The 26,818-nt window shown below is 67.9% G+C and carries 29 protein-coding genes and 1 tRNA gene; 20 read left to right on the top strand and 10 right to left on the bottom strand.

Features of this window, described 5'->3' with window-relative positions; genetic code table 11:
• Positions 1 to 39: 39 nt before the first annotated feature.
• Both ACG3SL_RS10540 and ACG3SL_RS10535 read right to left on the bottom strand, forming a co-directional pair.
• On the bottom strand, positions 40 to 2,115 hold the full coding sequence (locus ACG3SL_RS10540) for a catalase (protein WP_448661064.1): 2,076 nt from the start codon (positions 2,113 to 2,115) through the stop codon (positions 40 to 42).
• Positions 2,116 to 2,341: 226 nt separating this feature from the next.
• The gene (locus ACG3SL_RS10535) at positions 2,342 to 2,545 is read right to left on the bottom strand and encodes a hypothetical protein (RefSeq protein ID WP_448661063.1); all 204 of its coding nucleotides are present in this window, start codon (positions 2,543 to 2,545) and stop codon (positions 2,342 to 2,344) included.
• 126 nt (positions 2,546 to 2,671) lie between these two features.
• Here ACG3SL_RS10535 and ACG3SL_RS10530 point away from each other — a divergent pair, with 126 nt between their 5' ends.
• From ACG3SL_RS10530 to ACG3SL_RS10495, 8 genes are all read left to right on the top strand, one after another.
• Complete coding sequence (locus ACG3SL_RS10530; RefSeq protein ID WP_448661062.1) at positions 2,672 to 3,127, top strand: DUF5063 domain-containing protein; 456 nt, start codon at positions 2,672 to 2,674, stop codon at positions 3,125 to 3,127.
• Positions 3,128 to 3,299: 172 nt separating this feature from the next.
• Positions 3,300 to 4,025, top strand: coding sequence for a heme ABC transporter permease CcmC (gene ccmC, locus ACG3SL_RS10525; protein WP_448661061.1), 726 nt, complete (start codon positions 3,300 to 3,302; stop codon positions 4,023 to 4,025).
• Positions 4,022 to 4,153 carry a heme exporter protein CcmD gene (gene ccmD, locus ACG3SL_RS10520; protein WP_448661060.1) on the top strand — a complete coding sequence of 44 codons (132 nt, stop codon included), beginning with the start codon at positions 4,022 to 4,024 and terminating at the stop codon, positions 4,151 to 4,153. Before ccmC ends, ccmD begins: the two co-directional genes overlap by 4 nt.
• Complete coding sequence (gene ccmE, locus ACG3SL_RS10515) at positions 4,150 to 4,584, top strand: cytochrome c maturation protein CcmE (protein ID WP_448661059.1); 435 nt, start codon at positions 4,150 to 4,152, stop codon at positions 4,582 to 4,584. Before ccmD ends, ccmE begins: the two co-directional genes overlap by 4 nt.
• On the top strand, positions 4,581 to 6,536 hold the full coding sequence (locus ACG3SL_RS10510) for a heme lyase CcmF/NrfE family subunit (RefSeq protein WP_448661058.1): 1,956 nt from the start codon (positions 4,581 to 4,583) through the stop codon (positions 6,534 to 6,536). The genes ccmE and ACG3SL_RS10510 overlap by 4 nt, the downstream gene beginning before the upstream one ends.
• Entirely contained in the window at positions 6,533 to 7,057 is a 525-nt protein-coding gene (locus ACG3SL_RS10505) for a DsbE family thiol:disulfide interchange protein (protein ID WP_448661057.1), read from the top strand. The genes ACG3SL_RS10510 and ACG3SL_RS10505 overlap by 4 nt, the downstream gene beginning before the upstream one ends.
• Positions 7,054 to 7,464: a cytochrome c-type biogenesis protein gene (locus ACG3SL_RS10500; protein WP_448661056.1), complete on the top strand. Its 411-nt coding sequence runs from the start codon at positions 7,054 to 7,056 to the stop codon at positions 7,462 to 7,464. Before ACG3SL_RS10505 ends, ACG3SL_RS10500 begins: the two co-directional genes overlap by 4 nt.
• On the top strand, positions 7,464 to 8,279 hold the full coding sequence (locus ACG3SL_RS10495) for a tetratricopeptide repeat protein (RefSeq protein ID WP_448661055.1): 816 nt from the start codon (positions 7,464 to 7,466) through the stop codon (positions 8,277 to 8,279). Before ACG3SL_RS10500 ends, ACG3SL_RS10495 begins: the two co-directional genes overlap by 1 nt.
• A 10-nt stretch (positions 8,280 to 8,289) precedes the next feature.
• On the opposite strand, the gene ACG3SL_RS10490 is transcribed toward ACG3SL_RS10495, so the two are convergent.
• The 4 genes from ACG3SL_RS10490 to ald form a co-directional block, all read right to left on the bottom strand.
• Positions 8,290 to 9,120: a 23S rRNA (adenine(2030)-N(6))-methyltransferase RlmJ gene (locus tag ACG3SL_RS10490; protein ID WP_448661054.1), complete on the bottom strand. Its 831-nt coding sequence runs from the start codon at positions 9,118 to 9,120 to the stop codon at positions 8,290 to 8,292.
• Between the two features lie 190 nt (positions 9,121 to 9,310).
• The gene (locus ACG3SL_RS10485; protein ID WP_448661053.1) at positions 9,311 to 9,712 is read right to left on the bottom strand and encodes an endonuclease domain-containing protein; all 402 of its coding nucleotides are present in this window, start codon (positions 9,710 to 9,712) and stop codon (positions 9,311 to 9,313) included.
• A 143-nt stretch (positions 9,713 to 9,855) separates the two neighbouring features.
• A complete protein-coding gene (locus ACG3SL_RS10480) occupies positions 9,856 to 10,410 on the bottom strand; it encodes a pseudouridine synthase (protein ID WP_448661052.1) in 555 nt (184 codons plus the stop codon).
• An 85-nt stretch (positions 10,411 to 10,495) separates the two neighbouring features.
• Positions 10,496 to 11,602: an alanine dehydrogenase gene (gene ald, locus ACG3SL_RS10475; RefSeq protein WP_448661051.1), complete on the bottom strand. Its 1,107-nt coding sequence runs from the start codon at positions 11,600 to 11,602 to the stop codon at positions 10,496 to 10,498.
• 131 nt (positions 11,603 to 11,733) lie between these two features.
• On the opposite strand from ald, the gene ACG3SL_RS10470 reads away from it, so the two are divergent.
• The 8 genes from ACG3SL_RS10470 to trxB all read left to right on the top strand — a co-directional run bounded on the left by ACG3SL_RS10470 (position 11,734) and on the right by trxB (position 19,007).
• Positions 11,734 to 12,207, top strand: coding sequence for an Lrp/AsnC family transcriptional regulator (locus ACG3SL_RS10470; protein WP_448661050.1), 474 nt, complete (start codon positions 11,734 to 11,736; stop codon positions 12,205 to 12,207).
• A 315-nt stretch (positions 12,208 to 12,522) separates the two neighbouring features.
• The gene (locus tag ACG3SL_RS10465; RefSeq protein ID WP_448661049.1) at positions 12,523 to 14,457 is read left to right on the top strand and encodes a potassium transporter Kup; all 1,935 of its coding nucleotides are present in this window, start codon (positions 12,523 to 12,525) and stop codon (positions 14,455 to 14,457) included.
• Entirely contained in the window at positions 14,454 to 14,975 is a 522-nt protein-coding gene (locus ACG3SL_RS10460) for a 2'-5' RNA ligase family protein (RefSeq protein ID WP_448661048.1), read from the top strand. The genes ACG3SL_RS10465 and ACG3SL_RS10460 overlap by 4 nt, the downstream gene beginning before the upstream one ends.
• Before the next feature lie 56 nt (positions 14,976 to 15,031).
• Positions 15,032 to 15,108: transfer RNA gene (locus ACG3SL_RS10455), tRNA-Met, on the top strand.
• Between the two features lie 102 nt (positions 15,109 to 15,210).
• A complete protein-coding gene (locus ACG3SL_RS10450; protein ID WP_448661047.1) occupies positions 15,211 to 15,906 on the top strand; it encodes a hypothetical protein in 696 nt (231 codons plus the stop codon).
• Positions 15,907 to 16,011: 105 nt separating this feature from the next.
• A complete protein-coding gene (locus ACG3SL_RS10445; RefSeq protein ID WP_448661045.1) occupies positions 16,012 to 17,106 on the top strand; it encodes a CaiB/BaiF CoA transferase family protein in 1,095 nt (364 codons plus the stop codon).
• Positions 17,107 to 17,143: 37 nt separating this feature from the next.
• Positions 17,144 to 17,929: an enoyl-CoA hydratase-related protein gene (locus ACG3SL_RS10440; protein ID WP_448661044.1), complete on the top strand. Its 786-nt coding sequence runs from the start codon at positions 17,144 to 17,146 to the stop codon at positions 17,927 to 17,929.
• Positions 17,930 to 18,035: 106 nt separating this feature from the next.
• Positions 18,036 to 19,007 carry a thioredoxin-disulfide reductase gene (gene trxB / locus ACG3SL_RS10435; RefSeq protein WP_448661043.1) on the top strand — a complete coding sequence of 324 codons (972 nt, stop codon included), beginning with the start codon at positions 18,036 to 18,038 and terminating at the stop codon, positions 19,005 to 19,007.
• A 213-nt stretch (positions 19,008 to 19,220) separates the two neighbouring features.
• On the opposite strand, the gene ACG3SL_RS10430 is transcribed toward trxB, so the two are convergent.
• From ACG3SL_RS10430 to ACG3SL_RS10415, 4 genes are all read right to left on the bottom strand, one after another.
• Positions 19,221 to 19,928 (bottom strand): alpha/beta fold hydrolase, encoded by a 708-nt coding sequence (locus ACG3SL_RS10430; RefSeq protein ID WP_448661042.1) that lies wholly within the window; start codon positions 19,926 to 19,928, stop codon positions 19,221 to 19,223.
• Between the two features lie 105 nt (positions 19,929 to 20,033).
• Positions 20,034 to 20,849 carry a hydrolase 1, exosortase A system-associated gene (locus tag ACG3SL_RS10425; RefSeq protein ID WP_448661040.1) on the bottom strand — a complete coding sequence of 272 codons (816 nt, stop codon included), beginning with the start codon at positions 20,847 to 20,849 and terminating at the stop codon, positions 20,034 to 20,036.
• Positions 20,837 to 21,469, bottom strand: a complete 633-nt coding sequence (locus tag ACG3SL_RS10420) for a hypothetical protein (protein WP_448661038.1) — start codon at positions 21,467 to 21,469, stop codon at positions 20,837 to 20,839. The genes ACG3SL_RS10425 and ACG3SL_RS10420 overlap by 13 nt, the downstream gene beginning before the upstream one ends.
• A gap of 10 nt (positions 21,470 to 21,479) precedes the next feature.
• Complete coding sequence (locus ACG3SL_RS10415) at positions 21,480 to 21,752, bottom strand: acyl carrier protein (RefSeq protein WP_448661037.1); 273 nt, start codon at positions 21,750 to 21,752, stop codon at positions 21,480 to 21,482.
• Positions 21,753 to 21,826: 74 nt separating this feature from the next.
• Here ACG3SL_RS10415 and ACG3SL_RS10410 point away from each other — a divergent pair, with 74 nt between their 5' ends.
• The 4 genes from ACG3SL_RS10410 to ACG3SL_RS10395 all read left to right on the top strand — a co-directional run bounded on the left by ACG3SL_RS10410 (position 21,827) and on the right by ACG3SL_RS10395 (position 26,814).
• Positions 21,827 to 23,323, top strand: coding sequence for an acyl-CoA ligase (AMP-forming), exosortase A system-associated (locus ACG3SL_RS10410; protein WP_448661036.1), 1,497 nt, complete (start codon positions 21,827 to 21,829; stop codon positions 23,321 to 23,323).
• Entirely contained in the window at positions 23,320 to 24,543 is a 1,224-nt protein-coding gene (locus tag ACG3SL_RS10405; protein ID WP_448661035.1) for a pyridoxal-dependent decarboxylase, exosortase A system-associated, read from the top strand. Before ACG3SL_RS10410 ends, ACG3SL_RS10405 begins: the two co-directional genes overlap by 4 nt.
• A 101-nt stretch (positions 24,544 to 24,644) precedes the next feature.
• The gene (locus tag ACG3SL_RS10400; RefSeq protein ID WP_448661034.1) at positions 24,645 to 25,289 is read left to right on the top strand and encodes an XrtA/PEP-CTERM system exopolysaccharide export protein; all 645 of its coding nucleotides are present in this window, start codon (positions 24,645 to 24,647) and stop codon (positions 25,287 to 25,289) included.
• A 7-nt stretch (positions 25,290 to 25,296) separates the two neighbouring features.
• Entirely contained in the window at positions 25,297 to 26,814 is a 1,518-nt protein-coding gene (locus tag ACG3SL_RS10395; protein ID WP_448661033.1) for an XrtA system polysaccharide chain length determinant, read from the top strand.
• Positions 26,815 to 26,818: the final 4 nt, after the last annotated feature.

Genomic DNA, 26,818 nt, shown 5'->3' with positions numbered 1-26,818 from the left:
GAGGGGGGAAGATCTGCCTGATCGCATCCGCGAAACTGCTTACGGCAGCATCCGCACGCTCGGCTCGCGGTCCCAGAAGCGCTTGGCCGCCGCGTCGATGAAGCCGTCGTCCAGCCCCGTCACGCCCGCATCGGGCTCCACCCCTGCCTTGTCGAGCAGCGGCTTGGCCGCGTCGCTCGCGCCGATCGCCTTCAGATGGCCGAAGGCGTCCATCACGAACTGCACCGCCGCCGCTTCCTTGAGCAGCATTGCCGTACCCTCGGCCGACAGCGACAGCGCGACCGCATCGGCGAGCACCGAAGGATAGCCCGCCAGCTGGGCATCCGCCTTGAGCAGCGACCCGTCGGACAGCTTGGCCCCGCCGATCCTGGGCGCGACCACCACGGCGCGGGCGCCCGCACCCTCGATCGCGCCGATCAGCGCGTTCGTGGCCTCGGCATCCGAACCGTCGGCCACCAGCACCGCAATCGAGCGGCCTTCGATGTCCTCCGGCTCCAGCGGCCCGTCGATGATGCGCAGCGCGGGCGACAGGTCGAGATCCTGCACCGGCGCGGAGGTGTCAGACGCCTTGGGCAGCGGCATGTTCAGCCCGTCCGCCACGCGCTTCGCCAGCTCGGGGTCGACGTTCAGCAGGTTGGACAGGATGCGGGTGCGGACATGCTCCAGCCCGACCTTGGAGAGTTCGAACACCAGTGCGCCGGCCAGATGCGCCTGTTCGGGCGCGGCGAGCGAGCGGAAGAACATCCGCGCCTGGCTGTAATGGTCGGCGAAGCTCTCCGGACGGATACGCAGCTTGTCGCCCTGTTCCTGCTCCGCCGCACGGCCGGGGTGCGTGGTAAAGCCCTTTACCGGGCATTCGCGCGGTCCGCCTTCCTCGCCGGCCTGTGACAGGCTGTTGGGCTCGTAATTGGCGCGGCCCTTGGGCACCGCCATTTGCATGTGTCCGTCGCGCTGGAAGTTCATCACCGGGCATTTGGCGGCGTTGATCGGGATCTGGTGGAAATTGGTCGATCCCAGCCGCTTGAGCTGCGTATCGAGATACGAGAACAGCCGCCCCTGGAGCAGCGGATCGTTGCTGAAATCGATGCCGGGGACGATGTTCGCCGGGCAATAGGCGACCTGTTCGGTCTCCGCGAAGAAATTGTCCGGATTGCGATCCAGCACCATCCGCCCGATCATCCGCACCGGCAGCAGCTCTTCCGGAATGATCTTGGTCGAATCGAGTACGTCATAGGGAAGGCTGTCGGCAAATTCCTCGTCGAACGCCTGGATGCCCAGCTCCCATTCGGGGAAATCGCCCATGTCGATCGCCTCGAACAGGTCGCGGCGGTGGAAATCGGGGTCGGCCCCGGCGATCTTGACCGCCTCGTCCCACAGCGTCGACTGCACGCCCTGCTTGGGCTTCCAGTGGAACTTGACGAAGGTAGACTTGCCCTCGGCATTGACGAAACGGAAGGTGTGGATGCCGAAGCCCTCCATCGTCCGCAGCGAGCGGGGGATGGTGCGGTCCGACATTGCCCACATGATCATGTGCGTCGATTCGGGCATCAGCCCGATAAAGTCCCAGAAGGTGTCGTGCGCGGAGGCCGCCTGCGGATAGCCCTTGTCCGCCTCCATCTTCACCGAATGGATCAGGTCGGGGAACTTGATCGCGTCCTGGATGAAGAACACCGGGATGTTGTTGCCCACCAGATCCCAATTGCCTTGCTGGGTGTAGAACTTGACCGCAAAGCCGCGCACGTCGCGCGGCGTATCGACCGACCCGGCACCGCCCGCGACAGTCGAAAAGCGCGTGAACACCGGCGTGCGCTTGCCCGCCTCGCTGAACAGGTCGGCGCTGGTGAGGTCCGACAAGTCCTCATAGGATTCGAAATAGCCATGCGCAGCGGAGCCCCGCGCGTGGACGATCCGCTCGGGGATACGCTCGTGATCGAAGTGGAAGATCTTCTCGCGAAGGACGAAATCCTCGAGCAGCACAGGGCCGCGCGCGCCGGCTTTCAGCTGGTTCTGGTTGTCCGAAACCGGAATGCCCTGATTGGTGGTCAGCACGTCCGCCTGCGCGGTCTGATGCGTCTCGCCACCGTTGCCGGTGGTGAAGGTGTCGTCTTTAGCCATGTCGCCGCTCCTGGAGTTTGCTGCTCAACGGATCGCGCGACGCTTGTGTCCGCACAATTATACGAAGGGGGTGGGGGGCGGTGGTTTTGGGGTGTTTGCGGCTGAAGGTCTGAGACTGGTGGTTCGCTGCTGTTGCCAAGGTGCGCGGATGGCGCTTTCTTTGATCCTCCCCCGGAGGGGGAGGGGGACCAGCCGTAGGCTGGTGGAGGGGTAGTCTCCGCATGCTCTATGGCTCGAAGAGAGCGCAGGATTTTGCGCGCTCCGCATCCCCGCGCCGATAATCCTGTCCGGTTTTGAAGCCGCGATCCGCCACATTCTTGTTATCGCCCGCGGCGACTACCCCTCCGGCAGCCTCGGCGGGAAAGCCCACCAGTAAAGTGGTATACCAAGAAAGGCCGACGCGCGGACAAGTGTCGTTCTGTTCATACATCCGTTATGCTTTAAGGATCGACAGGAACGAACGTCCGTTTGTGGGCGGGAGCCGCCAGTGCGGGATCTCGCATTCTGGTGGAGAGCGGACATTGCGCCCGCCACCGCCGAGTGACAAGCTGGCAAGATGATGAAGCCTTCCGCGACGGACGTCGCACAATCGTTTCTGAGTGTCCTTTGGGCGGACGTGCCGCCCACTGATGCGCAGTTGCTCGTTGCCGTCGATCGCCTTCTGGCAGCAGTTCACGACGTCCCGAACACGGAGCCCAGTGACGCCGACGTCAACCTGCCCGAGCGTAATTGGACTTCTGTGTATGAGCAGATCGCCACGCGCTTCCCTGCTTACGGACTTTACGCTGTCGCAAGCCCACTTGCGTTGGAAGAAGCAACCATGACTGGCGACGCTATCGACGACCTCGCTGATCTAACAGGAGACTTGCGTGAGGTTCTCTGGCGCGGCGAGCGGAGCGGCGCTGATGAGGCAGCGTGGTATCTTCGCTTCCTGTATGAGGCGCATTGGGGACGTCGCGCGAGAGAGTTGGCGCTGTTCCTGCACGCGCGCCTCGCAGAGCGGGTGAGCTGAACGACCGCCTTTGGGCGTTTCTCGCCCTTTCGCATCACGATTCCGCAACCAAGGGAACCGTGCCGGGCCCATTGGGCTGCTTCCCGCGCACACCACACCCCATCCGTACCTGTGGCATCTACTTAACACCGGGTAATGGATTCCGGCGGCGAACCCGGCTACTCCCGCGCTCGTGCCTGTCCTTCATGCCCTTGCGAATCCAGCGCGGTTTCTGAAGATCGCGAAGCCGTTGACGCCGATCCTGTTCTGGCTGGGAGTCGCGCTGGCGGCGTTCGGCGCATGGGCGGGGCTGGTGCTGACGCCGGCGGATTATCTTCAGAAGGAAACGGTGCGCATCCTGTACATCCATGTTCCCGCCGCCTGGCTGGGGATGGGGGGATGGACCGCGCTTGCCGCGTCGAGCCTGGGCTATCTGATCTGGCGGCATCCGGTGGCGAGCGTCGCCGCGCGCGCCATCGCGCCGGCGGGGGCGACCTTTGCCGCGATCTGCCTGATCACCGGCGCGATCTGGGGGCGGCCGACCTGGGGCACCTGGTGGGAATGGGACGGGCGGCTGACCAGCATGTTGCTGCTGTTCTTCATCTACATCGCTTATATCGCGCTGGCGCGTGCCGATGCCGATCGCGGTGGCGACGGGCGCGTGCCCGCGCTGTTCGGCGTGGCGGGTTCGGTGCTGCTGCCGATCATCCGCTATTCGGTGGTGTGGTGGAACACGCTGCACCAGGGGCAGAGCATCGGGCTTACCGGCTCCAGCATCGACTCCTCGATGCTGTGGCCGCTGTTTTTCACCATGGGCGGCTTTTCGCTGCTGTTTGCCGGCGTCGTGCTGATGCGGATGCGCGCGGCGCTCGCCACGCAGAAACTGGAGGCCCGTATGAAGCGGATGGCGGCACGATGAACCATTGGGCGTTCGTAACGGCGGCCTATGCAGTGACGCTGATCGGCACCGGCGGGCTGGCGCTGGCCAGCTTCCTCGCGATGCGCCGTGCCGAGGCGGCCGCCGAATCGCTGCGGCGCGACCGATGAAGGCAAAGCATCAACGGCTGGTACTCGGCCTGCTCGCGCTGGCCGCGATCGGCGGCGCATCGGGGCTGGCGTTGTCGGCGCTGCAGGACCAGGCGGCGTTTTTCTATGCCCCCGGCGATGTCCAGGGCAAGCCGCTCCCGCTGGGCAAGGCAGTGCGGCTGGGCGGGATGGTCGAGGCGGGATCGCTGGTGCGCAAGCCCGATGGCGTGTCGGTGGCGTTCACCGTCACCGATGGCAAGGCGCGCGTGCCGGTGGCGTTTAGCGGCGTGACGCCCGACCTGTTCAAGGAAGGATCGGGCGTCGTCGCCGAAGGCCGGTTCAATCCCGACGGCAGCTTCGCCGCCGATAACCTGCTAGCCAAGCACGACGAACGCTATATGCCGCCCCAGATGGCGGGGAAGATGCACAAGACCGAGACGCTGGAAAAATGATCGCCGAGGCAGGGCTGGCCGCCTTATGGCTCGCGGCGGCGTTCGCGTTGGTGCAGATCCTGCTCGCCTGGGGCGCCGCGCGCGCGGAAAAGGCCGGGCACGGCGTCGCCCCGATGATGACGGCACTGCGCCGCACCACGCTGGTCCAGGGGCTGCTCGCGCTGCTGTCGTTCGCGCTGCTCATCACGCTGTTCGTGCAATCGGACATGTCGGTGAAGCTGGTGGTCGAGAACAGCAATTCGATGAAGCCGCTGTTGTACAAGGTCGCCGGCGCATGGGGTAACCATGAAGGGTCGATGCTGCTGTGGGTCACCGTGCTGGCCGCGGCGGGCGCGGGCGTCGCGCTGTTCGAGCGGCAGTTAAAGCCCGGCACGCTGGCGGCAACGCTGGGCGCGCAGGCGGCGATCGGGCTGGGCTTCTATGCCTTTCTCGCCTTTGCCTCGAACCCGTTCGTGCGGCTCAATCCTGCGGCGGCGGACGGGCAGGGGCTGAACCCGCTGCTCCAGGACCCCGGCCTCGCTTTCCACCCGCCGACCCTGTATCTTGGCTATGTCGGGCTTTCGATCGCATTCAGCTTCGCGGTCGGCGCGCTGCTGATGCGCGACGTGGGGCCCGCCTTTGCCAAGGCGATGCGGCCCTGGGTGCTGGCGGCGTGGATTTTCCTGACGATCGGGATCACGGCGGGCAGCTATTGGGCCTATTACGAGCTGGGCTGGGGCGGCTGGTGGTTCTGGGACCCGGTCGAGAACGCCTCGCTGATGCCCTGGCTGGCGGCGACGGCGCTGCTCCATTCGGTGACCGTGCTGGCGACGCGCGACGGCCTGCGCGCATGGACGCTGATGCTGGCGGTGGTCGCGTTTTCGATGTCGATGATCGGCACCTTCCTGGTGCGCTCGGGCATATTGGTGAGCGTCCATGCCTTTGCCGTGGATCCGACGCGGGGGACGTTCATCCTTGCGCTGCTCGGCATCTATATCGGCGGCGCGCTGGCACTGTTCGGCGCGCGGGTGGCGACGGTGACGCAGGGCTCGACCTTCCGCCTGGTCAGCCGCGAAGGCGCGCTGGTGCTCAACAACCTGTTGCTGTCGGTGATCCTGGGCATCGTGTTCCTCGGCACGCTGTACCCGCTGGTCGCGCAGGCGATGGGGGTGCAGCTTTCGATCGGCGCGCCGTTCTTCAACAAGGCGATTGCGCCGGTCGCGCTGGCGCTGGTCGCGGCGACGGCGGCGGGGCCGCTGCTCAAATGGCGGCGCGATACGTGGAACGCGCTGTTCGGCAAGCTGCTGATCCCGGCGGCGGGGGCGGGGATCGCCTTTGCGCTGCTGTTCGCCTTTACCGGCACCGCGCACCTGATGTCCGCGCTGGCCATCGCGCTCGCGGTCGGCCTTGCCATCGCCAGCGTCGTGCCGCTGGCGCGCCGCAATTTGCGCCGCACGCCGCTGCACATCTGGGGCATGGTGATCGCGCATCTGGGCGTTGCGGTCAGTATCGCCGGCATGGCGGCGGACACTGCGTTCAAGGTCGAGCGGCTGGCGGCGATTACGGTGGGGCAGAACGTCACCGTCGGCCCGTTCCGCGTCACGCTCGCCGAAGTGCGCCCGACGATCGGCCCCAACTGGTCGGCGCTCGAAGCGCGGCTGAGCGTGCAGCGCGGTGACGATGCGGCGTTCGAGCTGCTGCCGCAGCAACGCTTCTTCAGCGCGCCGCCCACCACCACCAACGAAGCGGCGATCAGCACGCTGCTCGATGGTCAGCTCTACACCGTGCTGGGGCAGGGCGACGATCAGGGCCGCTGGCAGCTGCGCCTGTGGTGGAAGCCGTTCGTGACGCTGATCTGGCTCGGCGGCGGGCTGATCGCGCTGGGGGGCGCGCTGGCGCTGGTCGGGCGCGTCCGCCGCGAGATGCGCGAACGCCGCGCGGCTGCGGAAGCGCAGGAGGTTGAGTATATATGAGGCGGCTGCTGATCTGGGCCCCGTTCGCGCTGTTCGCGGCGGTGTTCGCGCTGGTCTCCAGCGGGTTGCTCAAGCCCGGCGACCGGATGATCCACTCGGCGATGGTGGGCAAGCCGATGCCCGCGCTCAACCTGCCGCCGATCCTGCCGGACAAGCCCGGCATCGTGACGGCGCAGATGACGGGCAAGCCGCGCCTGCTCAACGTCTTCGCCAGCTGGTGCATCCCCTGCGTGGCGGAGGCGCCGCAGCTGATGAAGCTGAAACAGGCCGGGGTGGAGATCGACGCCATCGCGATCCGCGACACGCCCGAGGCGGTGCGCGGCTTCCTGGGCAAGAATGGCGATCCCTATAGCCGGATCGGCGACGACAAGGCGAGCGCGGCGCAGCTGGCGCTCGGCTCGTCGGGCGTGCCCGAGACGTTCGTGATCGATGCGAAGGGTGTCATCACCTATCAGCATATCGGCGACATCCGCGACGAGAATGTCGCCGAACTGCTCGCCCAGCTGGAGAAGGCCAAGTGAGGCGCGCGCTGGTGCTGGCGTTTGCGCTCGCGCTGGCGGGGCCGGCGGCGGCGGATTCCAGTCGCCCCCCGGCGGCGCTCGCCTATACCCAGCTGCCCGACCCGGCGCAGGAGGCGCGGGCCAAGGCGCTGATGGACACGCTGCGCTGCCTGGTGTGCCAGGGGCAGGCGATCAGCGATTCGGATGCCGAGATGGCGGGCGACATGCGCGCGCTGGTGCGCCAGCGGATCGCGGCGGGCGAAAGCCCGGAGGCGATCCGCGCATGGTTGATCCAGCGCTATGGCGACTACGTCACCTATGATCCGCCGTTCAGCTGGGTCACTGCGCCGTTGTGGATCGCGCCGATCCTGCTGCTGCTGATCGGCATCTTTCTCGCCCGGCGCACCTTCGGGAAGGAGCGCGACTGATGGGGTGGGTGCTCTTTGCCGGGCTGGCGATCGCGTGCGGCCTGTTGCTGTGGCTGACCGGCTTTCCCCGGCGGCTGTGGACGATCCCGGCCACCGCGCTGATGCTGGGGGCGGCGGGCTATGCGTGGCAGGGGTCGCCGGGGCTGGTCGGCCATCCGGTCGCCGCCGTCGAAAAGCCGGGCGAAGTCGATCCCGCGCTGGTCGCGCTGCGCGAGGCGATGTTCGGGCGGTTCAACTTCGACTACAGCTATTTCATGGCCGCCGACGGCATGTTGCGCGCAGGCGCGCCCGGCGCGGCGGTGAAGGTGATGCTCGGCGGGGTGCGCAAGGCGCCGCAGGATGCCGCGCTGTGGACGGGCCTGGGCCTCGTCCTTGCCGAGAATGACGCGATGCAGGTGTCGCCTGCGGCCAAGTTCGCGTTCGAGAAAGCGATCGCGCTGTGGCCGACGCATCCGGGGCCACAATTCTTCTACGGCCTCGCCTATGTCCGCGAAGGCAAGTTCGCCGAGGCGCGCGCGCACTGGGCCCGCGCCTATGAACTCGCGCCGCCCAAGGCGAGCTATCGCGATGAGCTGCTCGTGCGGCTGTTCCTGCTCGACAAGTTCCTGGAGGCGAAGGCCGCGCAGGAGCGGGGCGAGGCGGCACCCGCTGCGGCGCCCGCGCCGACGCCAGCCCAGCCCCCTTCACCCGCGCCGTCGCCCACCGCCAGCCCGACTGTCGCGCCGGCCCCGACCCCCAGCGCGTCGCTCGCTCCCAGCGCCCCGCCGATGCAACCCGTCCCGCAATCGGCGCTGAAGGCTGCGCGGGAACGCTGAGGGCTGATCGTCAATCGGTCAGCCAGTTCGCGCTGATCGACCCCCGATGCCCCTCGGGCGCCAGCGCGTCGCGCAGTGCTTCCAGCAGCGGCGGCAGCGCCTGGGTGAAGGCATAGGGCGGATTGACGATGAACAGCCCCGCGCCGTTATAGATGCCGGCCTGGTCGGCATCGTACAGCCAATGCTCGATCGACAGCAGCTTCGGGATGCCGAGGGCGCGCAGCTTGTTCTTCCACTGCTGATGCGTGGTGCGGTCCTTCAGCGGATACCAGATCACCGTCACGCCATGCGCCCATTTGCGGTGCGCGGCGGCGAGGGTGGCAGTGATGCGGGCACGTTCGTCGGTCTGCTCATAGGGCGGATCGACCACCACCACGCCGCGCGGCGTCCGGGTCGGCAGCATCGCCAGCCACAGCTCATAGGCATCGCGCGCGTGTACGGCGGTAGGCGACCCGCGCATCACGCGGCGCAGTTCGCCCGCGTCCTCGGGATGCTTTTCGTTGAGGATCAGCACGTCCTGCGGCCGCAGCAGCTGCGCCAGGAACTGCGGCGATCCGGGATAGAGGTTCGGCTCCCCCCCGGCATTCACGGCCCGCACGGCGGCGCGATAGTCGTCGAGCAGGGTATTCGCATCGGCAAAGGCCCGCACCACGCCCTGCGCCGCCTCGCCGGTGCGCTGCGCCTGCTCGCCGCCAAGGTCATAGAGCCCGCAGCCGGCATGGGTATCGATCAGCGTCAACGCCCCCGGCTTTTGCTGGAGAGCGCGGATCAGGGCGATCAACAGGCTGTGCTTCACGACATCGGCACTGTTGCCGGCATGGAAGGAATGGCGATAATTCATTGAAATTCCAGAAACCTGCCGACTGGCCTTGGTACGTTAAGCGGGAAAGGACACCGATCGCGAGACGAGGGAAGAAACCCATCCGGCGTTGATAGGCGCCGGTCAAGGCGTCAACGCGCCGCTAATCGAGGCCTCAATCAGCTTTGGCGCTCGACGGCAACTGCCCGGAAGCGGACTCTGGAAGCCGTTGTCATTCCTCCCCCGGAGGGGGAGGGGGACCGGCGAAGCCGGTGGAGGGGTAGTCGCCGCGGGCGGTAGCGACGATGTGACGGATCGCAGCTTCTACGTCGGAAAGTATGATCTGTGCGGGGATGCGAAGCACCCGAACGCCCTGCGTGCAAAGCCAGCTGTCGCGGATCGCGTCTCGATCTGGCCGATCGCCACGCGCATGCGCTTCCCCATCGATCTCCACGGCAAGTTTGCAAGACGGACAGAAGAAATCGAGGACATAGACGCCTGCCGGATGCTGACGGCGAAACCGCAACCCTTCGGGGCGGGCTCGAAGCGCCTGCCACAGTAGAACTTCAGGCAAAGTCATACGCTGCCGCAGATGCCGGGCAAAATCCTGCGTTCTTTTCGAGCCGTGCAGCATGCGGCGACTACCCCTCCACCAGCCTGCGGCTGGTCCCCCTCCCCCTGCGGGGGAGGATCAAGGAAAGCACTGTCCGTGCACCTTGGCAATGTCACCTTCCAACGACCCTCGCCATCAGTCGCGTTGCCCAAAGCGCTCACCGCTTACCTCCGACCCGCAACCTCCACAAACGCCCCCGGCGCTATTCCTTCGACAGACCAGTCCCCGATCGACCAGCGGACCAGCCGCAGCGTGGGTAGCCCCACCGCCGCCGTCATCCGCCGCACCTGCCGGTTGCGCCCTTCGCGGATGGTGATTTTCAGCCAGCTGTCTGGGATCGACTTGCGGGCACGGGTCGGTGGATCGCGCAGCCACAGGTCCGGCGCGTCGATCCGCGCGACCTCGGCGGGCAGGGTCATGCCGTCCTTGAGCAGCACGCCCTTTCGCAAAGGCTCCAGGTCCGCGTCCTGCGGATCGCCCTCGACCTGGACGAGATAGGTCTTGGGCATCTTGAAGCGCGGGTCGGCAATCCGCGCCTGCAGCCGCCCGTCGTCGCACAGCAGCAACAGCCCCTCGCTGTCGCGATCGAGCCGCCCGGCGGGATAGACGCCCTTCACGTCGATGAAGTCCGACAGAGTCGCGCGCACCGTCGGCGATCCGCGATCGGTGAATTGCGACAGGACCCCATAGGGTTTGTTGAACAGGAGCAGCCGGGCCATCCCGCGCCCATAGCGCCGGGCCGGGGCTATGTCTCCAGCGCCCCGGTAGAACGGGGCCGAAGCAGCGCTCCGGCCCCCGCACACCTCATCCCGCCCAGGCCTCGAACGGCAGGTCCAGCGCTTCGGCCACCGCCGCGTGGCGGACCTTGCCGGCGGAGATGTTGAGCCCGTTGGCCAGGTGCCTGTCGGCGCGCATCGCCGCCTCGGCGCCGTGGTTCGCCAGCTTGAGCACGAAGGGCAGCGTCGCATTGTTGAGCGCGAAGGCGGAGGTGCGGGCGACGGCGCCGGGCATGTTGGCGACGCAGTAATGGATCACGCCGTCCACCTCGTACACCGGGTTGTCGTGCGTGGTCGCGTGGCTGGTCTCGAAACAGCCGCCCTGGTCGATCGCGATGTCGACGAGCACGCTGCCGCGCATCATCGTCTTGAGCATGTCGCGCGTCACCAGCTTGGGCGCGGCGGCGCCCGGGACCAGCACCGCGCCGATCACGACCTGCGCGGTCTTCACGGCCTCGGCGATCGCGGCCTTGCTGGCATAGGCGGTCTTGATCTGGCTGCCGAAATGCAGGTCCAGCTCGGCCAGCCGCTCGTTGTTGATGTCATAGATGGTGACGTCGGCGCGCTGGCCGACGGCGATCTGCGCGGCGTTGACGCCGGCCACGCCGCCGCCGAGGATCGCGACCTTGCACGGCGCCACGCCGGGCACGCCGCCCAGCAATTCGCCGCGCCCGCCCTGTTCCTTTTCCAGATAATGCGCGCCGACCTGGATCGACATGCGCCCGGCGACTTCGGACATCGGCTTGAGCAGCGGCAACGCGCCCGAGTTCGACGTCACCGTCTCATAGGCGATGCAGGTCGCGCCCGATGCGATCAGCCCCTCGGCCTGGGGCTTGTCGGCGGCGAGGTGGAGATAGGTGAACAGCAGGTGGCGCGGCTCGAGCAGGGCGATTTCCTGCGGCTGGGGTTCCTTGACCTTCACGATCATGTCCGATCCCGCGAACACCGCTGCGGCGTCGGGGGCGATCGTCGCGCCGACCGCCGTATAGGCGTCGTCGGCGAAATCGATGCCGCTGCCGGCGCGCGTCTCGACCAGCACGCTGTGCCCGGCCGCGACCAGTTCGGCGACCGAAGCGGGGGTCAGGCCGACGCGATATTCGTGATTCTTGATTTCCTTGGGGACACCGATGCGCATGACATTCTCTCCGGAATAGGTGGCCCAGCCTATGCCGAAAGGGCATGCCAAATCCCTGCAAAGTTGGGGCTCCGGCGATGGCGATTGCGCATGGAATCGCTATATTCGCGACAAATGCAGAGGAATTTTGCGTGATCGATCGAATCGACGGGGCAATCCTGAAAATCCTCGCGCGCGATGCCCGCGCGCCGGTCAGCCAGATCGCGACTCAGGTCGGGCTGTCGCAATCCGCCTGCACGCGCCGCATCCAGGGGCTGGAGGCCAGCGGCCACGTCACCGGCTATGGCGCCCGGCTGGGGCATCGGCGGCTGGGGTTCCGCATCACCGCGCTGGTCGACATCACGCTGGGCACCCAGGTCGAGGAAGACCTTGCCCGGTTCGAGCGCGCGGTGGCGACGATCGACGGGGTGGTCGAATGCGCGCTGGTATCGGGCGGGCAGGATTATCGGCTGAAGGTGGTGTGCCGCGACCTCGACGATTACGAGCGGCTGCACCGCGAACATCTGGGGCGCCTGCCGGGCGTGGTGACGATCAACAGCAGTTTCGTGCTGCGTTCGGTGCCGACTCGCACCGAGGCCGACGCCTTGTTCGGCGCGATACGTTGAACCCCGAGACCCGGTTGAAAATGCGCCGGAGCGCATTTCGCGGCACCAGCCCGCTCCCCCACCCGGCCACGCAACGCCAGTATTCTATGGGTGGCCGGGTGGGGGAGCGGGCTGGGGCCGCCTTGAAATTCGCCGTTTCGCGAATTTCCAAACGGACTCTCCAAAATCCTTGCCACGCCGTTGCGTCTCGTTACCGGACGTTGCCCGAGTTGCTAGCCGATGTTGCACGTGCTAACGGCGCGCCCACTTTGATGAAGACGAGAACACAGGTCGTATGACCAGGTCCGTTTACTTCCCTTCGCGTCAGCCACAGCGGTGAATATCACCGCCAGCGGGTCTGCGGACGCACACCCGGCAACCGAAGAGCCGCACGGCGCCCATGGCCATGGCCAGGATGGGCTGTTGAAGCTTGCCGTCGGTGCCGTGGGCATCGTGTTCGGCGACATCGGCACCAGCCCGCTCTATGCCTTCCGCGAGACCTTCGCGAACGAACACCACGCGCTGCCGCTGGATGCCCCGCACATCATGGGCGCGATCAGCCTGATGTTCTGGTCGATGATGGCGGTGGTGACGCTCAAATACGTCACGATCATCATGCGTGCGGACAACAAGGGCGAGGGCGGCAGCCTGGCGCTGCTCGCGCTGATTTCGGGGCGGGCAGGGCAGAAGCGCTGGACGGCGGGCATCGTCCTGCTCGGCGTGTTCGCCACCGCGCTCTTCTATGGCGATTCTATGATTACCCCGGCCGTGTCGGTGCTGTCGGCGGTCGAGGGGCTGGCGGTCGCGTCGCCCGCTTTTTCGGGCATGGTGCTGCCGATCGCGGTGGTCATCCTGGTCATGCTGTTTTCGATCCAGAGCACGGGCACGGCGCGCGTCGGGCTGTTCTTCGGGCCGATCATGCTGTTCTACTTCATCACCATCGGCACGCTGGGCGTCATCAGCATCGCGCACGCGCCCGACATCCTGTGGTCGCTCGATCCGCGCCATGCGGTGGAGTTCTTCTCGCTCAACCCGCTGCCCGCCTTCCTCGCGCTCGGCTCGATCGTGCTCGCGGTGACGGGGGCGGAGGCGCTGTACGCCGATATGGGCCATTTCGGGCGCAACCCGATTCGCGTGTCGTGGCTGTTCTTCGTCCTGCCCGCGCTGATCCTCAATTACATGGGGCAGGGCGCGCTGCTGATTCGTGAAGGCGCGGCGGCGCTGGAGAGCCCGTTCTACATGCTGGCGCCCGAATCGCTCCAGTTTCCGCTGGTGATCCTGGCGACGATGGCGGCGGTGATCGCGTCGCAGGCGGTGATTTCCGGCGCCTTCTCGGTCACGCAACAGGCGATCCAGCTGGGTTTCATCCCGCGCCTGCGCATCGAACATACCAGCGCGTCGACTGCGGGACAGATCTATATCCCGCTCATCAACTGGGCGCTGATGATCATGGTCATCGCGCTGGTGCTGTCGTTCAAAAGCTCGTCCAACCTCACGGCGGCCTATGGCATCGCCGTGACGGGCGCGATGCTGATCGACAATTGCCTGCTGGCAGTGGTGCTCTTCACGCTGTGGAAGTGGAAGAAGCGCTATGCGATCCCGCTGCTCGCGCTGTTCTTCATCGTCGATCTCGCCTATTTCACGGCCAACCTGACCAAGGTGCCCGATGGCGGCTGGTTCCCGCTGCTGATCGGGTTCCTGATCTTCACGCTGCTCACCACTTGGTCGAAGGGGCGCAAGCTGATGATCGCGCGGCTCCGCGAAAGCGCGATGCCGATCAAGATCTTCATCGATTCGGCCGCCAACGCCGCCACGCGCGTGCCGGGCACGGCGGTGTTCATGACCTCCACGCCCGAAGGCGTGCCGCATGCGCTGCTCCACAACCTCAAGCACAACAAGGTGCTGCACGAGCGGGTCATCCTGTTGACCGTGAAGATCAAGGACGTGCCCTATGTCCCCGATTCCGAACGGATGCGGGTCGAAGACCTCGGCAAGGGCTTCCACCGCATGATCCTGGGCTATGGCTTCATGCAGGAAGCGGACGTGCCCGCCGCGCTCAAGGAAGTCAGCGCGTGCGGCGCCGAGTTCAAGATGATGGAGACCAGCTTCTTCCTCGCGCGCCAGACGCTGTTGCCGTCGTCGCGGCCGGGGATGATGCTCTGGCGCGAAAAGCTGTTCGCCTGGATGCTGCGCAACGCCGAAAGCGCGATGGAGTTCTTCAAGCTGCCCACCAATCGCGTGGTCGAGCTGGGGAGCCAGGTCGAGATTTGAGCGCCGCGCCGGGCCCCGCCGCGCCGCTGATCGTCACGGCGTTGTTCGGGCGGCAGGACCAGGCGTTCTTCAATGCGAAGCGCCAGGAACATTATCCGCCCGACCGCAACGTGCTCGACGCGCATCTGACGCTGTTCCACCATTTGCCCCCTTCGGTCGCCGAGGAACTCAAGCACCGGCTGGCGCAGGAGACGCGCGGCATCCGCGCCCCGCGCGCGCAGGTGAGCGGGCTGATGTCGCTGGGGAGGGGCGTGGCCTATCGAATCGAGGCGCCGGCGCTGACGGCGATTCGCGACGGGCTGATGGAGGCGTTCGCGGGCATGCTGACGCCGCAGGACGCGGGCCGCTGGCGCCCGCACGTCACCGTGCAGAACAAGGTCACGCCCGCGCTGGCCAAGGTCGTGCTGGGCGCCTTGTCGCGCGATTTCACGCCCCGCACGGTGGAAATCGCGGGTCTGGCCAGCTGGTGGTATCGCGGCGGCCCCTGGGAATTGCATTCGCGTCACATGTTCGCTTGACCACTCGAAAAGTGCGACCTATGTGGCCCCCTCGCCCGAACGGGTCGCCTTGGTAGGGCGGAGTAGCTCAGTTGGTTAGAGCACGGGAATCATAATCCTGGGGTCGGGGGTTCAAGTCCCTCCTCCGCTACCATTCTTCTTCCTCGATAGTGGGAAGCCTCCAGACTTTTGTGGGAATATCGCCACCGCACGGCTAGGCTGCGGGGCTTGGCTGAACCTGCAATGGAGCCGAAGAATGGGTAATCCCGCAAACCCGCGATGGCTCCGGTGGCTGCATCGGATTGGCTATCTCACCACGGGTCTGGTCGCGATCCAACTGTGCATGGTGGCCGTCGTGCTGGGGCGGGACTGGCTTCGCCAATATGAATGGCGCAAGCAAGAGATCGAAGAGAGCCGAACGCACGAAACGCCGCTGCTTCCCACCAGCGATCAATGGGTTCGCGGCACCGCGATCAACCGGTTGGGCAAGATGACACCGCTCGCCGATCTGCATGGGGATGGCTTGCGTTTCGTGGCGATGCCCTCTTTCGGCAGCATGGAGTACGGTGTGGTGCTGTCGCTGCCTCGATCGGATTCGGAGAGCGCAACGGGGGCGATCACGACGTTCGACAAGGCCGACCCCGGAGCGGTCAGGCACCGGACGTTCGACATGCCCGCTGCCGAATACCGCAAGCTGACATCGCAGATTGACCATCTCACCGATGGCTGGCCCGGCAACGGCGATGTTCGTTGCCTTGACGGTACGCCCGCTGGGTTCGAGCGGGTGCGCGCGGCAAGGATTACCTCGGGCATCGGCAATTGTGGCGAGCACTATGAGCGCTTGAAGTCATTGATGCTCGTCGCCGTTCGCAAATATGCGCCGGGGAAGGACCTGCCGACCGAAGACGATTGGCGCCGATTCGAGCCCGAAGGGCAACCGGGTCCGCGCTAATGCGCGCCCGATAAGGGCCGCCGCCTTCCTTTCCACTCGACAGCCGGGCGGGACGTACGCACCATGCCCCCAAGCGCGATCAACGCGCATCTGGGGAGAGGGCGATTGGCGGCAAGCGATAGTCAGGAGTCGAGCATAAGCGCGCGGCCGCTCGATGGGGTTCGCGTGGTCGAGCTGGAGGGGATCGGGCCGGGGCCCACGCTGGGCATGTTGCTCGCCGATTTCGGGGCGGAGGTTCTACGCGTCGCGCGGCCGGGCTATGCGGGCTATGCCGATCCGGTGACCGGGCGGGGCAAGGCGACGCTTTCCGCCGACCTGAAGACGCCCGAGGGCGCCGCATCGGTGCGCGATGCCATTGCCGCCGCCGATGTGCTGATCGATCCGTTTCGCCCCGGCGTGCTCGAACGGCTGGGGCTGGGGCCCGATGCGATGCTTGCCGCCAATCCGCGCCTCGTCTTCGCCCGGCTGACCGGCTGGGGGCAGGATGGTCCGCTGGCGCAGCGTGCGGGGCACGACATCACCTATATCGCGCTCACGGGCGCGCTGGAGGGCGTGGGGAGGCCCGGCGAGCCGCCGACGCCTCCGCTCAACCTGATCGGCGACATGGGCGCTGGCGCGGCGCTGGCGGCGTTCGGGATCTGTGCGGCGCTGATCGAGCGGACCCGCTCGGGCCGGGGGCAGGTGATCGACGCGGCGATCGTCGATGGCACCGCGACGCTGATGGCGATGTTCCACGGCATGCGCCTGCCGGTGTCGCGCGATTCGAGCATGCTGGGCGGCGGCCAGCCCTTTTACGACAGCTATGCCTGTGCCGATGGCCGCCACATCGCGGTCGGCGCGCTGGAGCCGCAATTCTGGGACGCGCTGGTCGCCGCGATCGACTTGCCGGAACGCTATCGCAATCGCGGCATGGTGCCCCCGGCGGAGCTGCGCCAGGCGCTGGCGGACATCTTCGCCACCCGCCCGCGCGATGCCTGGGCCGCGCTGCTGGAGCCGCTGGACGCCTGTGTCGCGCCGGTGCTGGCGATCGGCGAGGCGGCGGGGCATCCCCATGCGGTGGCGCGCGGCATGTATGTCGAGCGCGGCGGGCGCACCCATCCCGCACCGTCGCCCCGGCTGTCGCGTACGCCTGCGCGGATCGGCGATGCGGCGGGCGAGGGGGCGGCGCTGCTCGAACGCTGGCGGAGCGATTGCCGTTAACGTAAAGAGGGTCGGCAAACCAAGGCGGGAGTGGAGTATGAGCGAGGCACCATCGGTACGCTGGGACATGGACGAAAGCGTCGCGATCGTGCGGCTCAACCGCCCGGAGCGGCTGAACGCGCTGACCCCGGAAATGCTCGATACGCTACGGCATACGCTGGTCGCGGCAGTGGGCGACGGCGCCCGCGCGATCCTGCTGACCGGCGAGGGGCGGGCATTCTGCGCGGGCGCGGACCTGACCGCCAGCCAGGCGAGCATGGGCCGGCGCGACCTGGGCGATTCGCTGCGCGACCATTACAACCCGCTGACGCGCACCTTTGCCGAACTGCCGGTGCCGGTGGTGACGGCGATCAACGGCGCGGCGGCGGGGGCGGGGGTTTCGATCGCGCTGTCGGGCGACATCATCGTCGCGGCGCGTTCGTCGTACCTGTTGCTCGCCTTTGCCAATATCGGGCTGGTCCCCGATGCGGGCGCGACCTGGCTGATCGCCAAGGCGGCGGGGCGCGCGAAGCTGCTGGAGATGGCGCTGCTCGGCGAGCGGCTGCCCGCCGAAGAGGCGCTGGAGGCCGGGCTGGTGACGCGCGTGGTCGACGACGAAATGGTGTTCGGCACGGCGCTCACGCTGGCGCGCAAGCTGGCGGCGATGCCCACGGTCGCGCTGGGGCTGATCCGCAAGCAGGTGCGGGTCGCGCTGACCGGCGGGCTCGACGAACTGCTCGAGGTCGAGGCCGATCACCAGGCGATCGCCGCCAGCACCGCCGACTTCCGCGAAGGCGTGGCGGCGTTCCTGCAAAAGCGCGCGCCCAGCTTCACCGGGCAATAACGAAACTATCCCCCGCGGGCATTGCGCGCGCCGATGCTGCGCCCATGTTGCATCGGACCGCCGCCTGCCCCTAGAGGCGGGGGCAACAGAGTTTTCGGAACCTATCATGACCGCCACCCATTCGACTCGCATGCTGATCCTCGGATCGGGCCCCGCCGGCCTTTCCGCCGCCATTTACGGCGCGCGCGCCGGGATGGCGCCGATCGTCGTCCAGGGCATCCAGCCCGGCGGCCAGCTCACCACCACCACCGATGTCGAGAATTATCCCGGCTTTCGCGAAGTGATCCAGGGCCCGTGGCTGATGCAGGAAATGCAGGCCCAGGCCGAGCATGTCGGCGCGCAGATGATGTGGGATTCGATCGTCGAGGTCGATGTGACCCAGCGTCCGTTCCGCATGGTGGGCGACAGCGGCACCGTCTATCTGGGCGACGTGCTGGTCATCGCCACCGGCGCGCAGGCGCGCTGGCTGGGCCTCGATTCGGAGGAACTGCTGAAGGGGAAGGGCGTCAGCGCCTGTGCCACCTGCGACGGGTTCTTCTATCGCGGCAAGAAGGTCGCGGTGATCGGCGGCGGCAATACGGCGGTGGAGGAGGCGCTGTACCTCACCAACCACAGCCATGACGTGACGCTGATCCACCGGCGCGACACCTTGCGTGCGGAAAAGATCCTCCAGGAGCGGCTGCACGCCAATCCGCGCATCAACGTTCTGTGGAACAAGGCAGTCGAGCGCTTCATCGACGGCGGCGGCGTGGCCGGGCTGGTCGGTATCGAACTGCGCGATACGGTGACGGGTGAGCTGTCGACGCTGGACGTCGATGGCGGCTTCGTCGCGATCGGGCACCACCCCGCGACCGAGCTGTTCCGGGGCCATATCGCGCTGGACGAGGACGGCTATATCGCGGTGGAAAAGGGCACGACCCGCACCAGCGTCCCCGGCGTGTTCGCCTGCGGCGACGTGATGGACAAACATTATCGCCAGGCGATCACCGCCGCCGGCACCGGCTGCATGGCCGCACTCGACGCCGAACGCTTCCTTGCCGAAGCGGATTTCGAAACGGTCGCGCAGGCGGCGGAATAAGGCAGGGCTTCTGCCAGCCCACCGCGCCGGGTAGAAGCGGCGCGGCGGTCTCACCGCCATTCCAGTCATGCTGAACTCGTTTCAGCATCCAACGCGCCGCACGCACTGTTGCGGTTTGGGGCGCCGTGGATGCTGAAACAAGTTCAGCATGACGGTATTGATGGTGGCACCCGAATCCTCACCTCATGGGTGTCGGGGCAGAACGAGACGGCGTCAGCCCTTGGCGGTGGCGTCCACCGCGTCGAGGATAACGGCGGCGACGTCCTCGGGCTTGGACAGCAGCGAGAGGTGGCCGGCCGCCAGTTCGGTCGTCTTCGCCGCCATCCGCGCGGCGAACATCCGCTCCAGCTCGACGCTGACGACGCGGTCCTCGGCGGAGACGATGTACCAGTTCGGCCGCGTCCGCCACGCCGCCTGCGTCACCTTCTCGCCGAACGTGCTGCCCGGCAGCGGCGGCTGGACCACGGCGAGCACGCGCGCCTCGTCCTCCGGCAGATCATTGGCGACATCCTCGACCCACCCTTGCGCGCTCAGCGTCAGATTGCCGGCGCCATCGTCGCTGATCTTGCCGAGTGCCGGCGGGGCGGGATGCGCGTTGACCAGTTCGCCCAGCGTCTCGCCGGCATCGGGGGCAAAGGCGGCGACGAACACCAGCGCCTTGACCTTGTCGTCATTGCCCGCCTGCGTAATCACGGCGCCGCCCCAGCTATGGCCGACCAGCACGACCGGGCCGTTGACGGTGTTCAGGATGCGCTGCGTCACCGCCACGTCGTCGGTCAGCGAGGTGGTCGGGTTCTGCACCGCGATCACGGGCACGCCGCGCTTGAGCAGGATCGCGATCACGCGGCTCCAGCTCGAACCGTCGGCCCAGGCGCCGTGGACCAGAACGACCGTCGGCGCGGTCGGCGAAGAAGTTTCCATGTCCATACTCCCAAGTCTTTGCCCGCGCTGGGAAATGCGGGTCCGGCCGGGAGCGTCGCGCGCGGTGGTCCGCGCCTCAATCATGCACTTGGGCCAGCCGATAACCTAAAGGCCTGGCTTGACATCCTGCGCGGCGAGCGTGTCGCGGACGCGATCGAACAGCCAGTCCTTGTCCGCCGCGCTGGCGAAGCTGTGGCTGGCGCTGTCGAGCCTGTGCACTGCGGCGCGGGCGCGGGGGGCTGCGAAGGCGGCGCCTTGCCACGCATCGGCAAAGGCGATGGCGGTATTGTCGCCGCTGGCGAGCAGGATCGTGACAGGGGCTTGGGTTGCCGCCAATGCGCCCGCCATCCGCGCGGCGAGGCTGTCGGGCACTTCGCGCGGCGCCTCCGAAGCCTTGCGCAACCCCTTGACAAATTTGGCAATATTCACGCCGCCGCGCAACAGCCGCAGCCATTCGCGCGGGTCGCGCAGCTTGGCGGCATAGCGCGCGCGGATCGCGGCGGCGGGGGGCAGCGCGTCGCTCGCCTCGACTACCCAGGGGTTGGCGAGCACCAGCGCGTCGATGCCGGCGGAGGGGTGGAAGAACGCGAGCGCCGTCGCCGCATCGCAATTGCCGAACGCGACGATCCGGGCGACGCCCGCTTGCGCGCGCAGCGTCGCGGCGGCAGCGGCGATGTCCTCCGCCGCGCTTGCATAGCCGCCGTTTTCGCCGGTGGAATCCCCGATCCCGCGCCGGTCGAAGCGCAGCACCGGATACCCCGCCGCCGCGACACGCTGAGCCAGCAACGCCATGCCCCGATGCGCGCCGATGCGGATCTCGTTGCCGCCCGACACGATCAGCAGCCCGGTAGTGCCCGGCGCTTCGTCGAGCGTGCCGAACAGCGTCTCGCCGGCGCAGGGAAAGGCGATCAGCCTTCGCACGCGCGCACCCATGCGGCGATGTCGTCCGCCAGTCGCTCGGCAAGCGCGGAGTCGTTGTCCGGCTCGGCCCGTCGCCACAGCGGCGCGCCGGGGAGCTTCAGGTCGGCGGGCTTGGGGTCGGTGTCGAGGCGGACGGTGCGGGCCGGCTGCGGCGCACAATCGCCCAGCTCCGCCAGCAACTCGGGCGCGACGGCATTGCCGCCATACCCCGTCCCATCGCCTGCGTGGCGCTGCCGCTCCAGTTCGCGCAGCAGCTCGGCACCGGTCTGCGGCGCCAGATGCCAGCGGCCTGCTACGACCGCCTCCGCATCGAGCAGCGCGCCGCTGCGCACGCCGATGGCAAAGGCACGGCGACCGGCGCACGCGGCGGCAAAGGCGCGGCGAAGATCGGCGACCCGCGCGTCTTCGGTCGCCACCAGGCTCTCGCCCTGTCCCGGCAGGTTGGGCAGCGCCCCCGCGATCCCGCGCGCGGCGAGCGCCCGCAGGATCGTCACCACGAACGCGCGCGTGCGGTTCGCTTCCTCGAACAGCGGCAGGGCGGCGACCATGACCGGGCCGGTGTCGGGGCCGAAGCGCACCATCGCCTCGCGCCCGCCGGCCCAGTCATAATGGTCGATCACCCGCCCGCCCTCACGCCAGCGCCTTGTCCGCCGCGAATGCCGTCAGCGCGCCAAAGCTTTCCAGCATCTCGCCATCGACTTCGTCGTCCTCGATCAGGATGCCCAGCCGGTCCTCCAGCTCGGTCAGCACGCCGGCGACTGCCAGCGAATCGAGTTCGGGAAGCGCGCCGAACAGCGGCGTTTCCTCGCGGAACGCGGCGACGCGCTCCTCGCTCAGACCCAGAATGTCGCGGAGAACGCCCCGGACGGTGTTTTCGACTTCGGCGAACCCTTCGCGCTGCAATGCCTGTCCCCTGCGAGCGATTTTTCGCTGCCCTAAGGGTTGGCGACGCCGCTGCCAAGGGTAAGGGTGTCGCGATGATCGCGCTCGATCCCACGCCATACCCGATCGACACGCTGCCGTTGCGCGGCGCGCGCCACGCCGTCGCGCTGGAGGACAAGGGCGGCACGCTCACCTACGCGGCGCTGGAGGCGGCGGTGGGCGGCATGGCGCATGCGCTGGCGCGGCTGGGCCTGCCCCCCGGCGCGCGCGTGGCGAGCTGGCTCCCCAAGACGCGCACCGCCTGCCTGATGCCGCTCGCCGCGCCGCGTGCGGGGCTGGTCCATGTCCCCGTCAATCCGGTCCTCAAGCGCGCGCAGGTCGCGCACATCCTGGCGGACAGCGGCGCGCAGGCGCTGGTGACGCAGGCCGCGCGGCTCGCCGCGCTGGCGCCGGGCGACGTTCCCGACGAGTGCCGCATCCTGACCGAGGAGGATCTGACCGTCACCGACACGCTGCCTCCATCCTCGGCGGCGCCCGATACGCTCGCGGCGATCCTCTATACCTCGGGCTCGACCGGGCGGCCCAAGGGCGTGATGCTGTCGCACGCGAATCTGTGGCTCGGCGCGATCAGCGTGGCGCATTACCTGAACATCGCCCCCGACGACCGCGTGCTCGCCGTGCTCCCGCTCAGCTTCGACTATGGCCAGAACCAGTTGCTTTCCACCTGGGCAGCGGGCGGACGGGTGGTGCCGCTCGATTACCTGACCGCGCGCGACGTGGTGAAGGCCGTGGCCCGATACGGCGCGACCACGCTCGCCGGCGTGCCGCCGCTCTGGGTGCAGCTGCTCGAGGCCGACTGGCCCGCCGAGACCGCTGCCACGCTGCGACGGCTGACCAATTCGGGCGGCGCGCTGACGCCCCGGCTGGTGCGCAGCCTGCGCGAACGCTTCCCCCAGGCCGCGCTCTATCCGATGTACGGGCTGACCGAGGCGTTCCGGTCGACCTATCTCGACCCCGCGCTGGTCGATGCCCACCCCGACGCGATCGGGCGCGCGATCCCGTTCGCCGAAATTATGGTGGTGCGCCCCGACGGCAGCCGCGCCGCCCCGGGGGAGCCGGGCGAGCTGGTCCATGCCGGGCCGCTGGTGGCGGCGGGCTACTGGCAGGATGCCGAGCGCACCGCCCAGCGTTTCCGCCCCGCGCCGGCCTTTGCCCAGAGCGGCGGCAGGGCGGTGTGGTCGGGCGACACGGTGGTCGAGGGGGCGGACGGGCTGCTCCGCTTCGTCGGGCGCGATGACGAGATGATAAAGTCCGCCGGCAACCGGATCAGCCCGACCGAGATCGAGGAAGCGGTGCTGGCCGGCGGCGAGACCGACGAGGCGGCGGCGTTCGGCATCCCCGACGCGCGGCTGGGGCAGGCGATCCTGGTGGTGGCGCGCGGCGACGGATCGCGCGAGGCCGAATTGCGCGAACGGCTGCGGCGCGAACTCCCCAGCTTCCAGCAGCCCGCCCGCTATGACTGGCGCGCCGCCTTGCCCCGCAACCCCAATGGCAAGCTGGACCGTAGCGCGCTGAAGGCAGGACTGACATGAACGCGAAGCCCGTTGGCCCCATTCCCCCCGAATTTGCCGGGCAGGCGGCGTTGCACCTTGGCGGACAGCCGGTGGCTGCGCTCGCGGCGGCGGGCACGCCCGCCTATCTGTATGACTTCACCGTCATCGCCGCCCGAGTGGCACGGCTGCGCGCGGCGATCCCAGCGCAGGTCGCGGTGCATTATGCGATCAAGGCCAATCCCTTCGCCCCGCTGCTCGCCGCCATCGGGCCTTTGGTCGACGGGCTCGACGTCGCTTCGGCGGGGGAACTGGACAAGGCGCTGGGGTACAAGCCCGCAGCGGCGATCAGCTTTGCCGGCCCCGGCAAGCGCGATTTCGAGCTGGAGGCGGCGATCCGCGCCGGCGCCACGATCAACCTCGAATCCGAAGGTGAAGCCGAGCGCGCACTGGCGATCGGCGCGCGACTGGGCAGCGCGCCCCGCCTCGCGGTGCGCGTGAACCCCGATTTCGAGCTGCGCGGCTCGGGAATGAAGATGGGCGGGCGCGCCTCGTCCTTCGGCGTCGATGCCGCGCGCGTGCCGGCGCTGGTGCGCCGGATCGTGGCGTCGGGGGCGGAGTGGCGTGGCTTCCACATCTTCGCCGGCTCGCAATCGCTCGATACCGCCGCTGTGATCGAGACGCAGGCGGCGACCATCGCGCTCGCCGCCCGGCTCGCGGACGAAGCGGGCGCGGTGCCGCCGCTGCTCAATCTGGGCGGGGGCTTCGGCATTCCCTATTTCCCCGGCGACACCCCGCTGGATGTCGAGGCGGTCGGCGCGGCGCTGGGCGAAGTGCTGGGCGGCTTGCCCGGCGCGGCGTTCGCGATCGAGCTGGGCCGCTGGCTGGTGGGCGAGGCGGGCGTCTATGTCACGCGCATCGTCGATCGCAAGCAGAGCCAGGGGGAGACGTTCCTCGTCGTCGATGGCGGGCTGAACCATCATCTCGCCGCCACCGGCAATTTCGGCACTGTCGTGCGCCGCAATTATCCGCTCGCGCTGGCAGAGCGGATGCAGTCCGCGCCAGAAGAAGTCGTGACGATCGTCGGCCCGCTATGCACACCGCTCGATCGGCTTGGCGATCGCGTGGCGCTGCCGACTGCCCGGATCGGCGATCTTGTCGCGATCTTCGCATCGGGTGCTTATGGCGCGACGGCGAGCCCTTCGGCTTTTCTGGGCCATGCCCCCGTACGCGAAGTCCTGATCGGTGCCCCGCACACCTAAGCCAATCTTTACCTTTTCCGCCGATAGCTGACCCGGACCCGAGCGGGGATGCGGCCGAGACGTCGGCTTGCGACCGCGCCGCTGGGGATGGGAGCTTTTGGATGCGTAGCAAGTCGTTTGGCAGGATTCTCACGGCGCCGATCGCGGCGGCGGTGCTGCTGTCGGGATGTGCGGGCGGGGGCGGGCGCCCCGAATTGCCGCCGGCGGGCGCCGCGGCGGGACGCGAGGCGCCGAGCGACGAATATATCATCGGCCCGCTCGATCAGCTCAACATCTTCGTCTGGCGGAACCCCGAGCTGTCGGCCAAGGTCCAGGTGCGCCCCGATGGCCGCATCACCACGCCGCTGATCAGCGACATGCCGGCGGTGGGCAAGACGCCCGCGATGCTGGCCGACGACCTGAAGCTCGCGCTGGGCGAGTATATCAAGGACCCGATCGTATCGGTGATCGTCGAGAATTTCTCCGGCACCTTCAGCCAGCAGATCCGCGTCGTCGGCGCGACCGAGAAACCGGCGTCGATCCCCTATCGCGCCAACATGACCGTGCTCGACGCGATGATCGCGGTGGGCGGGCTTTCCGAATTCGCAGCGGGCAACCGCGCGCGGCTGGTCCGCGTCGACAAGACCACCGGGCGCCAGCGCGAATACCGCATCCGGCTGGGGGATCTGCTGAAGAGCGGCGACATTTCCGCCAATGTCCGCCTCGAACCGGGCGATGTCATCATCATCCCGGAAAGCATGTTCTGAGCGGCTGATGGGCAGCCTGTATGAAGAGCTTCGCGCCGCCCTGCACGCGGTCTGGATGCGCCGGTGGATCGCCCTGGCGGTCGCCTGGGGCGTGTGCCTGGCCGGGTGGCTGGTCGTGTCGCAGATGCCGAACAAATATGAATCGCACGCGCGCATCTTCGTGCAACTGCGCCAGATCCTGCCCAGCGACGGCGGCTCGACGGCGGACCAGCAAAAGGATATCGACCGCGTCCGCCAGACGCTGACTTCGTCGGTCAATCTGGAAAAGGTGGTGCGCGGCACCGATCTGGCGCGCACCGTTGCCACCGATCGCGACGTGGCCGATCGCATCGCGTCGCTGCAACAGATGATCAAGCTGACGGCGCAGCAGGACAATCTGTTCGAAATCAGCGTCACGGCCTCCAGCGGCAAGCTCGCGAGCCAGGTGACGCAAAAGCTGATCGACATCTTCGTCGAAGGCAATCTGGCCGACAATCGCGACGAGACCAGCCAGTCGCTGCGCTTCCTCGACGAACAGCTCGCCACCCGGCAAAAGGCATTGCAGGATGCCGAGGCGAAGCGGGCCGATTTCCAGGCGCGCTTCCTCGGCGCGCTGCCGGGCACCGGGTCGCTCAACGACCGTATCGGCGCGGCGCGCACCCAGCTGGCGCAGGTCCAGTCGGACCTTGCCGCCGCCCAGAGCAGCCTGAGCGCGGTCAACGGCCAGATGGCCGGCACGCCCGCCAACGTCGCCGGCGGTGGCGGGGGCGGGGCCGTCGCCGGGCCCGCGCGCGCGCGCCTCCAGGCGATTCAGGGCCAGATCGCCGATGGTCGCGCCCGCGGCTGGACCGACAGCTATCCCGACATGGTCGCGCTGCGCAGCCAGCTTGCCGCAGCACAGGCGGCGGCGCGCGCCGAGCCCGTGGGTTCCGGGGGCGGGGGCTCTGCGTCCAACCCGCTCTACCTCAGCCTCAAGTCGATGCAGGCGGACAAGGCCGCCACCGTCGCCGCGCTGTCCGAGCGCAAGAACCAGATCGAGCGCGACCTCGCCCAGCTCCAGGCCAAGATCGCCGAGGAACCCGGCGTCGCCGCCGAACAGGGCCAGATCGACCGCGAATATCAGGTGCTGAAGGACCAGTATGACAAGCTGCTGGGTGACCGTGAGGCCGTGAAGCTGAAAGGGCAGGTCCAGACCCAGACCGACGCGATCAAGTTCAGCGTCATCGACCCGCCGACCCAGCCGCGCACGCCGACCGCGCCCAATCGCCCGTTGCTGCTCACCGCCGTGCTGATCGCCGGGCTGGGCGCGGGGGCGGCGGGGGCATTCGCGCTGTCGAAGCTGCGGACCACCTTCTCCACCGCCGGGCGGCTGGAACGCGCCAGCGGGATGCCCGTGATCGGGTCGATCGGCGAAGTGCTTACCTCGGCGCAGGTCGCGCTGCGCCGCAAGCAGCTGACCTTGTTTGCCGGCGGGCTGGGCGCGCTGGGGCTGGCCTATCTGGGGCTGGTCGGCGTGGAATTTGCGCAACGCGGCATGGGGGCATAGGGCG

It is taken from the genome of Sphingomonas degradans, assembly GCF_053502645.1.
Note: the sequence above shows the minus strand (reverse complement) of the source record. Positions and strands in the feature narration are given on the sequence as shown.

Bases quoted from the DNA above. Each gene is read 5' to 3' on its own strand.
- ACG3SL_RS10540 (WP_448661064.1), bottom strand. From the start codon at position 2,115: ATGGCTAAAGACGACACCTTCACCACCGGCAACGGTGGCGAGACGCAT.
- ACG3SL_RS10535 (WP_448661063.1), bottom strand. From the start codon at position 2,545: ATGTATGAACAGAACGACACTTGTCCGCGCGTCGGCCTTTCTTGGTAT.
- ACG3SL_RS10530 (WP_448661062.1), top strand. From the start codon at position 2,672: ATGATGAAGCCTTCCGCGACGGACGTCGCACAATCGTTTCTGAGTGTC.
- ccmD (WP_448661060.1), top strand. From the start codon at position 4,022: ATGAACCATTGGGCGTTCGTAACGGCGGCCTATGCAGTGACGCTGATC.
- ccmE (WP_448661059.1), top strand. From the start codon at position 4,150: ATGAAGGCAAAGCATCAACGGCTGGTACTCGGCCTGCTCGCGCTGGCC.
- ACG3SL_RS10510 (WP_448661058.1), top strand. From the start codon at position 4,581: ATGATCGCCGAGGCAGGGCTGGCCGCCTTATGGCTCGCGGCGGCGTTC.
- ACG3SL_RS10505 (WP_448661057.1), top strand. From the start codon at position 6,533: ATGAGGCGGCTGCTGATCTGGGCCCCGTTCGCGCTGTTCGCGGCGGTG.
- ACG3SL_RS10495 (WP_448661055.1), top strand. From the start codon at position 7,464: ATGGGGTGGGTGCTCTTTGCCGGGCTGGCGATCGCGTGCGGCCTGTTG.
- ACG3SL_RS10490 (WP_448661054.1), bottom strand. From the start codon at position 9,120: ATGAATTATCGCCATTCCTTCCATGCCGGCAACAGTGCCGATGTCGTG.
- ACG3SL_RS10485 (WP_448661053.1), bottom strand. From the start codon at position 9,712: ATGCTGCACGGCTCGAAAAGAACGCAGGATTTTGCCCGGCATCTGCGG.
- ACG3SL_RS10480 (WP_448661052.1), bottom strand. From the start codon at position 10,410: ATGGCCCGGCTGCTCCTGTTCAACAAACCCTATGGGGTCCTGTCGCAA.
- ald (WP_448661051.1), bottom strand. From the start codon at position 11,602: ATGCGCATCGGTGTCCCCAAGGAAATCAAGAATCACGAATATCGCGTC.
- ACG3SL_RS10450 (WP_448661047.1), top strand. From the start codon at position 15,211: ATGGGTAATCCCGCAAACCCGCGATGGCTCCGGTGGCTGCATCGGATT.
- ACG3SL_RS10440 (WP_448661044.1), top strand. From the start codon at position 17,144: ATGAGCGAGGCACCATCGGTACGCTGGGACATGGACGAAAGCGTCGCG.
- trxB (WP_448661043.1), top strand. From the start codon at position 18,036: ATGACCGCCACCCATTCGACTCGCATGCTGATCCTCGGATCGGGCCCC.
- ACG3SL_RS10430 (WP_448661042.1), bottom strand. From the start codon at position 19,928: ATGGAAACTTCTTCGCCGACCGCGCCGACGGTCGTTCTGGTCCACGGC.
- ACG3SL_RS10410 (WP_448661036.1), top strand. From the start codon at position 21,827: ATGATCGCGCTCGATCCCACGCCATACCCGATCGACACGCTGCCGTTG.
- ACG3SL_RS10405 (WP_448661035.1), top strand. From the start codon at position 23,320: ATGAACGCGAAGCCCGTTGGCCCCATTCCCCCCGAATTTGCCGGGCAG.
- ACG3SL_RS10400 (WP_448661034.1), top strand. From the start codon at position 24,645: ATGCGTAGCAAGTCGTTTGGCAGGATTCTCACGGCGCCGATCGCGGCG.
- ACG3SL_RS10395 (WP_448661033.1), top strand. From the start codon at position 25,297: ATGGGCAGCCTGTATGAAGAGCTTCGCGCCGCCCTGCACGCGGTCTGG.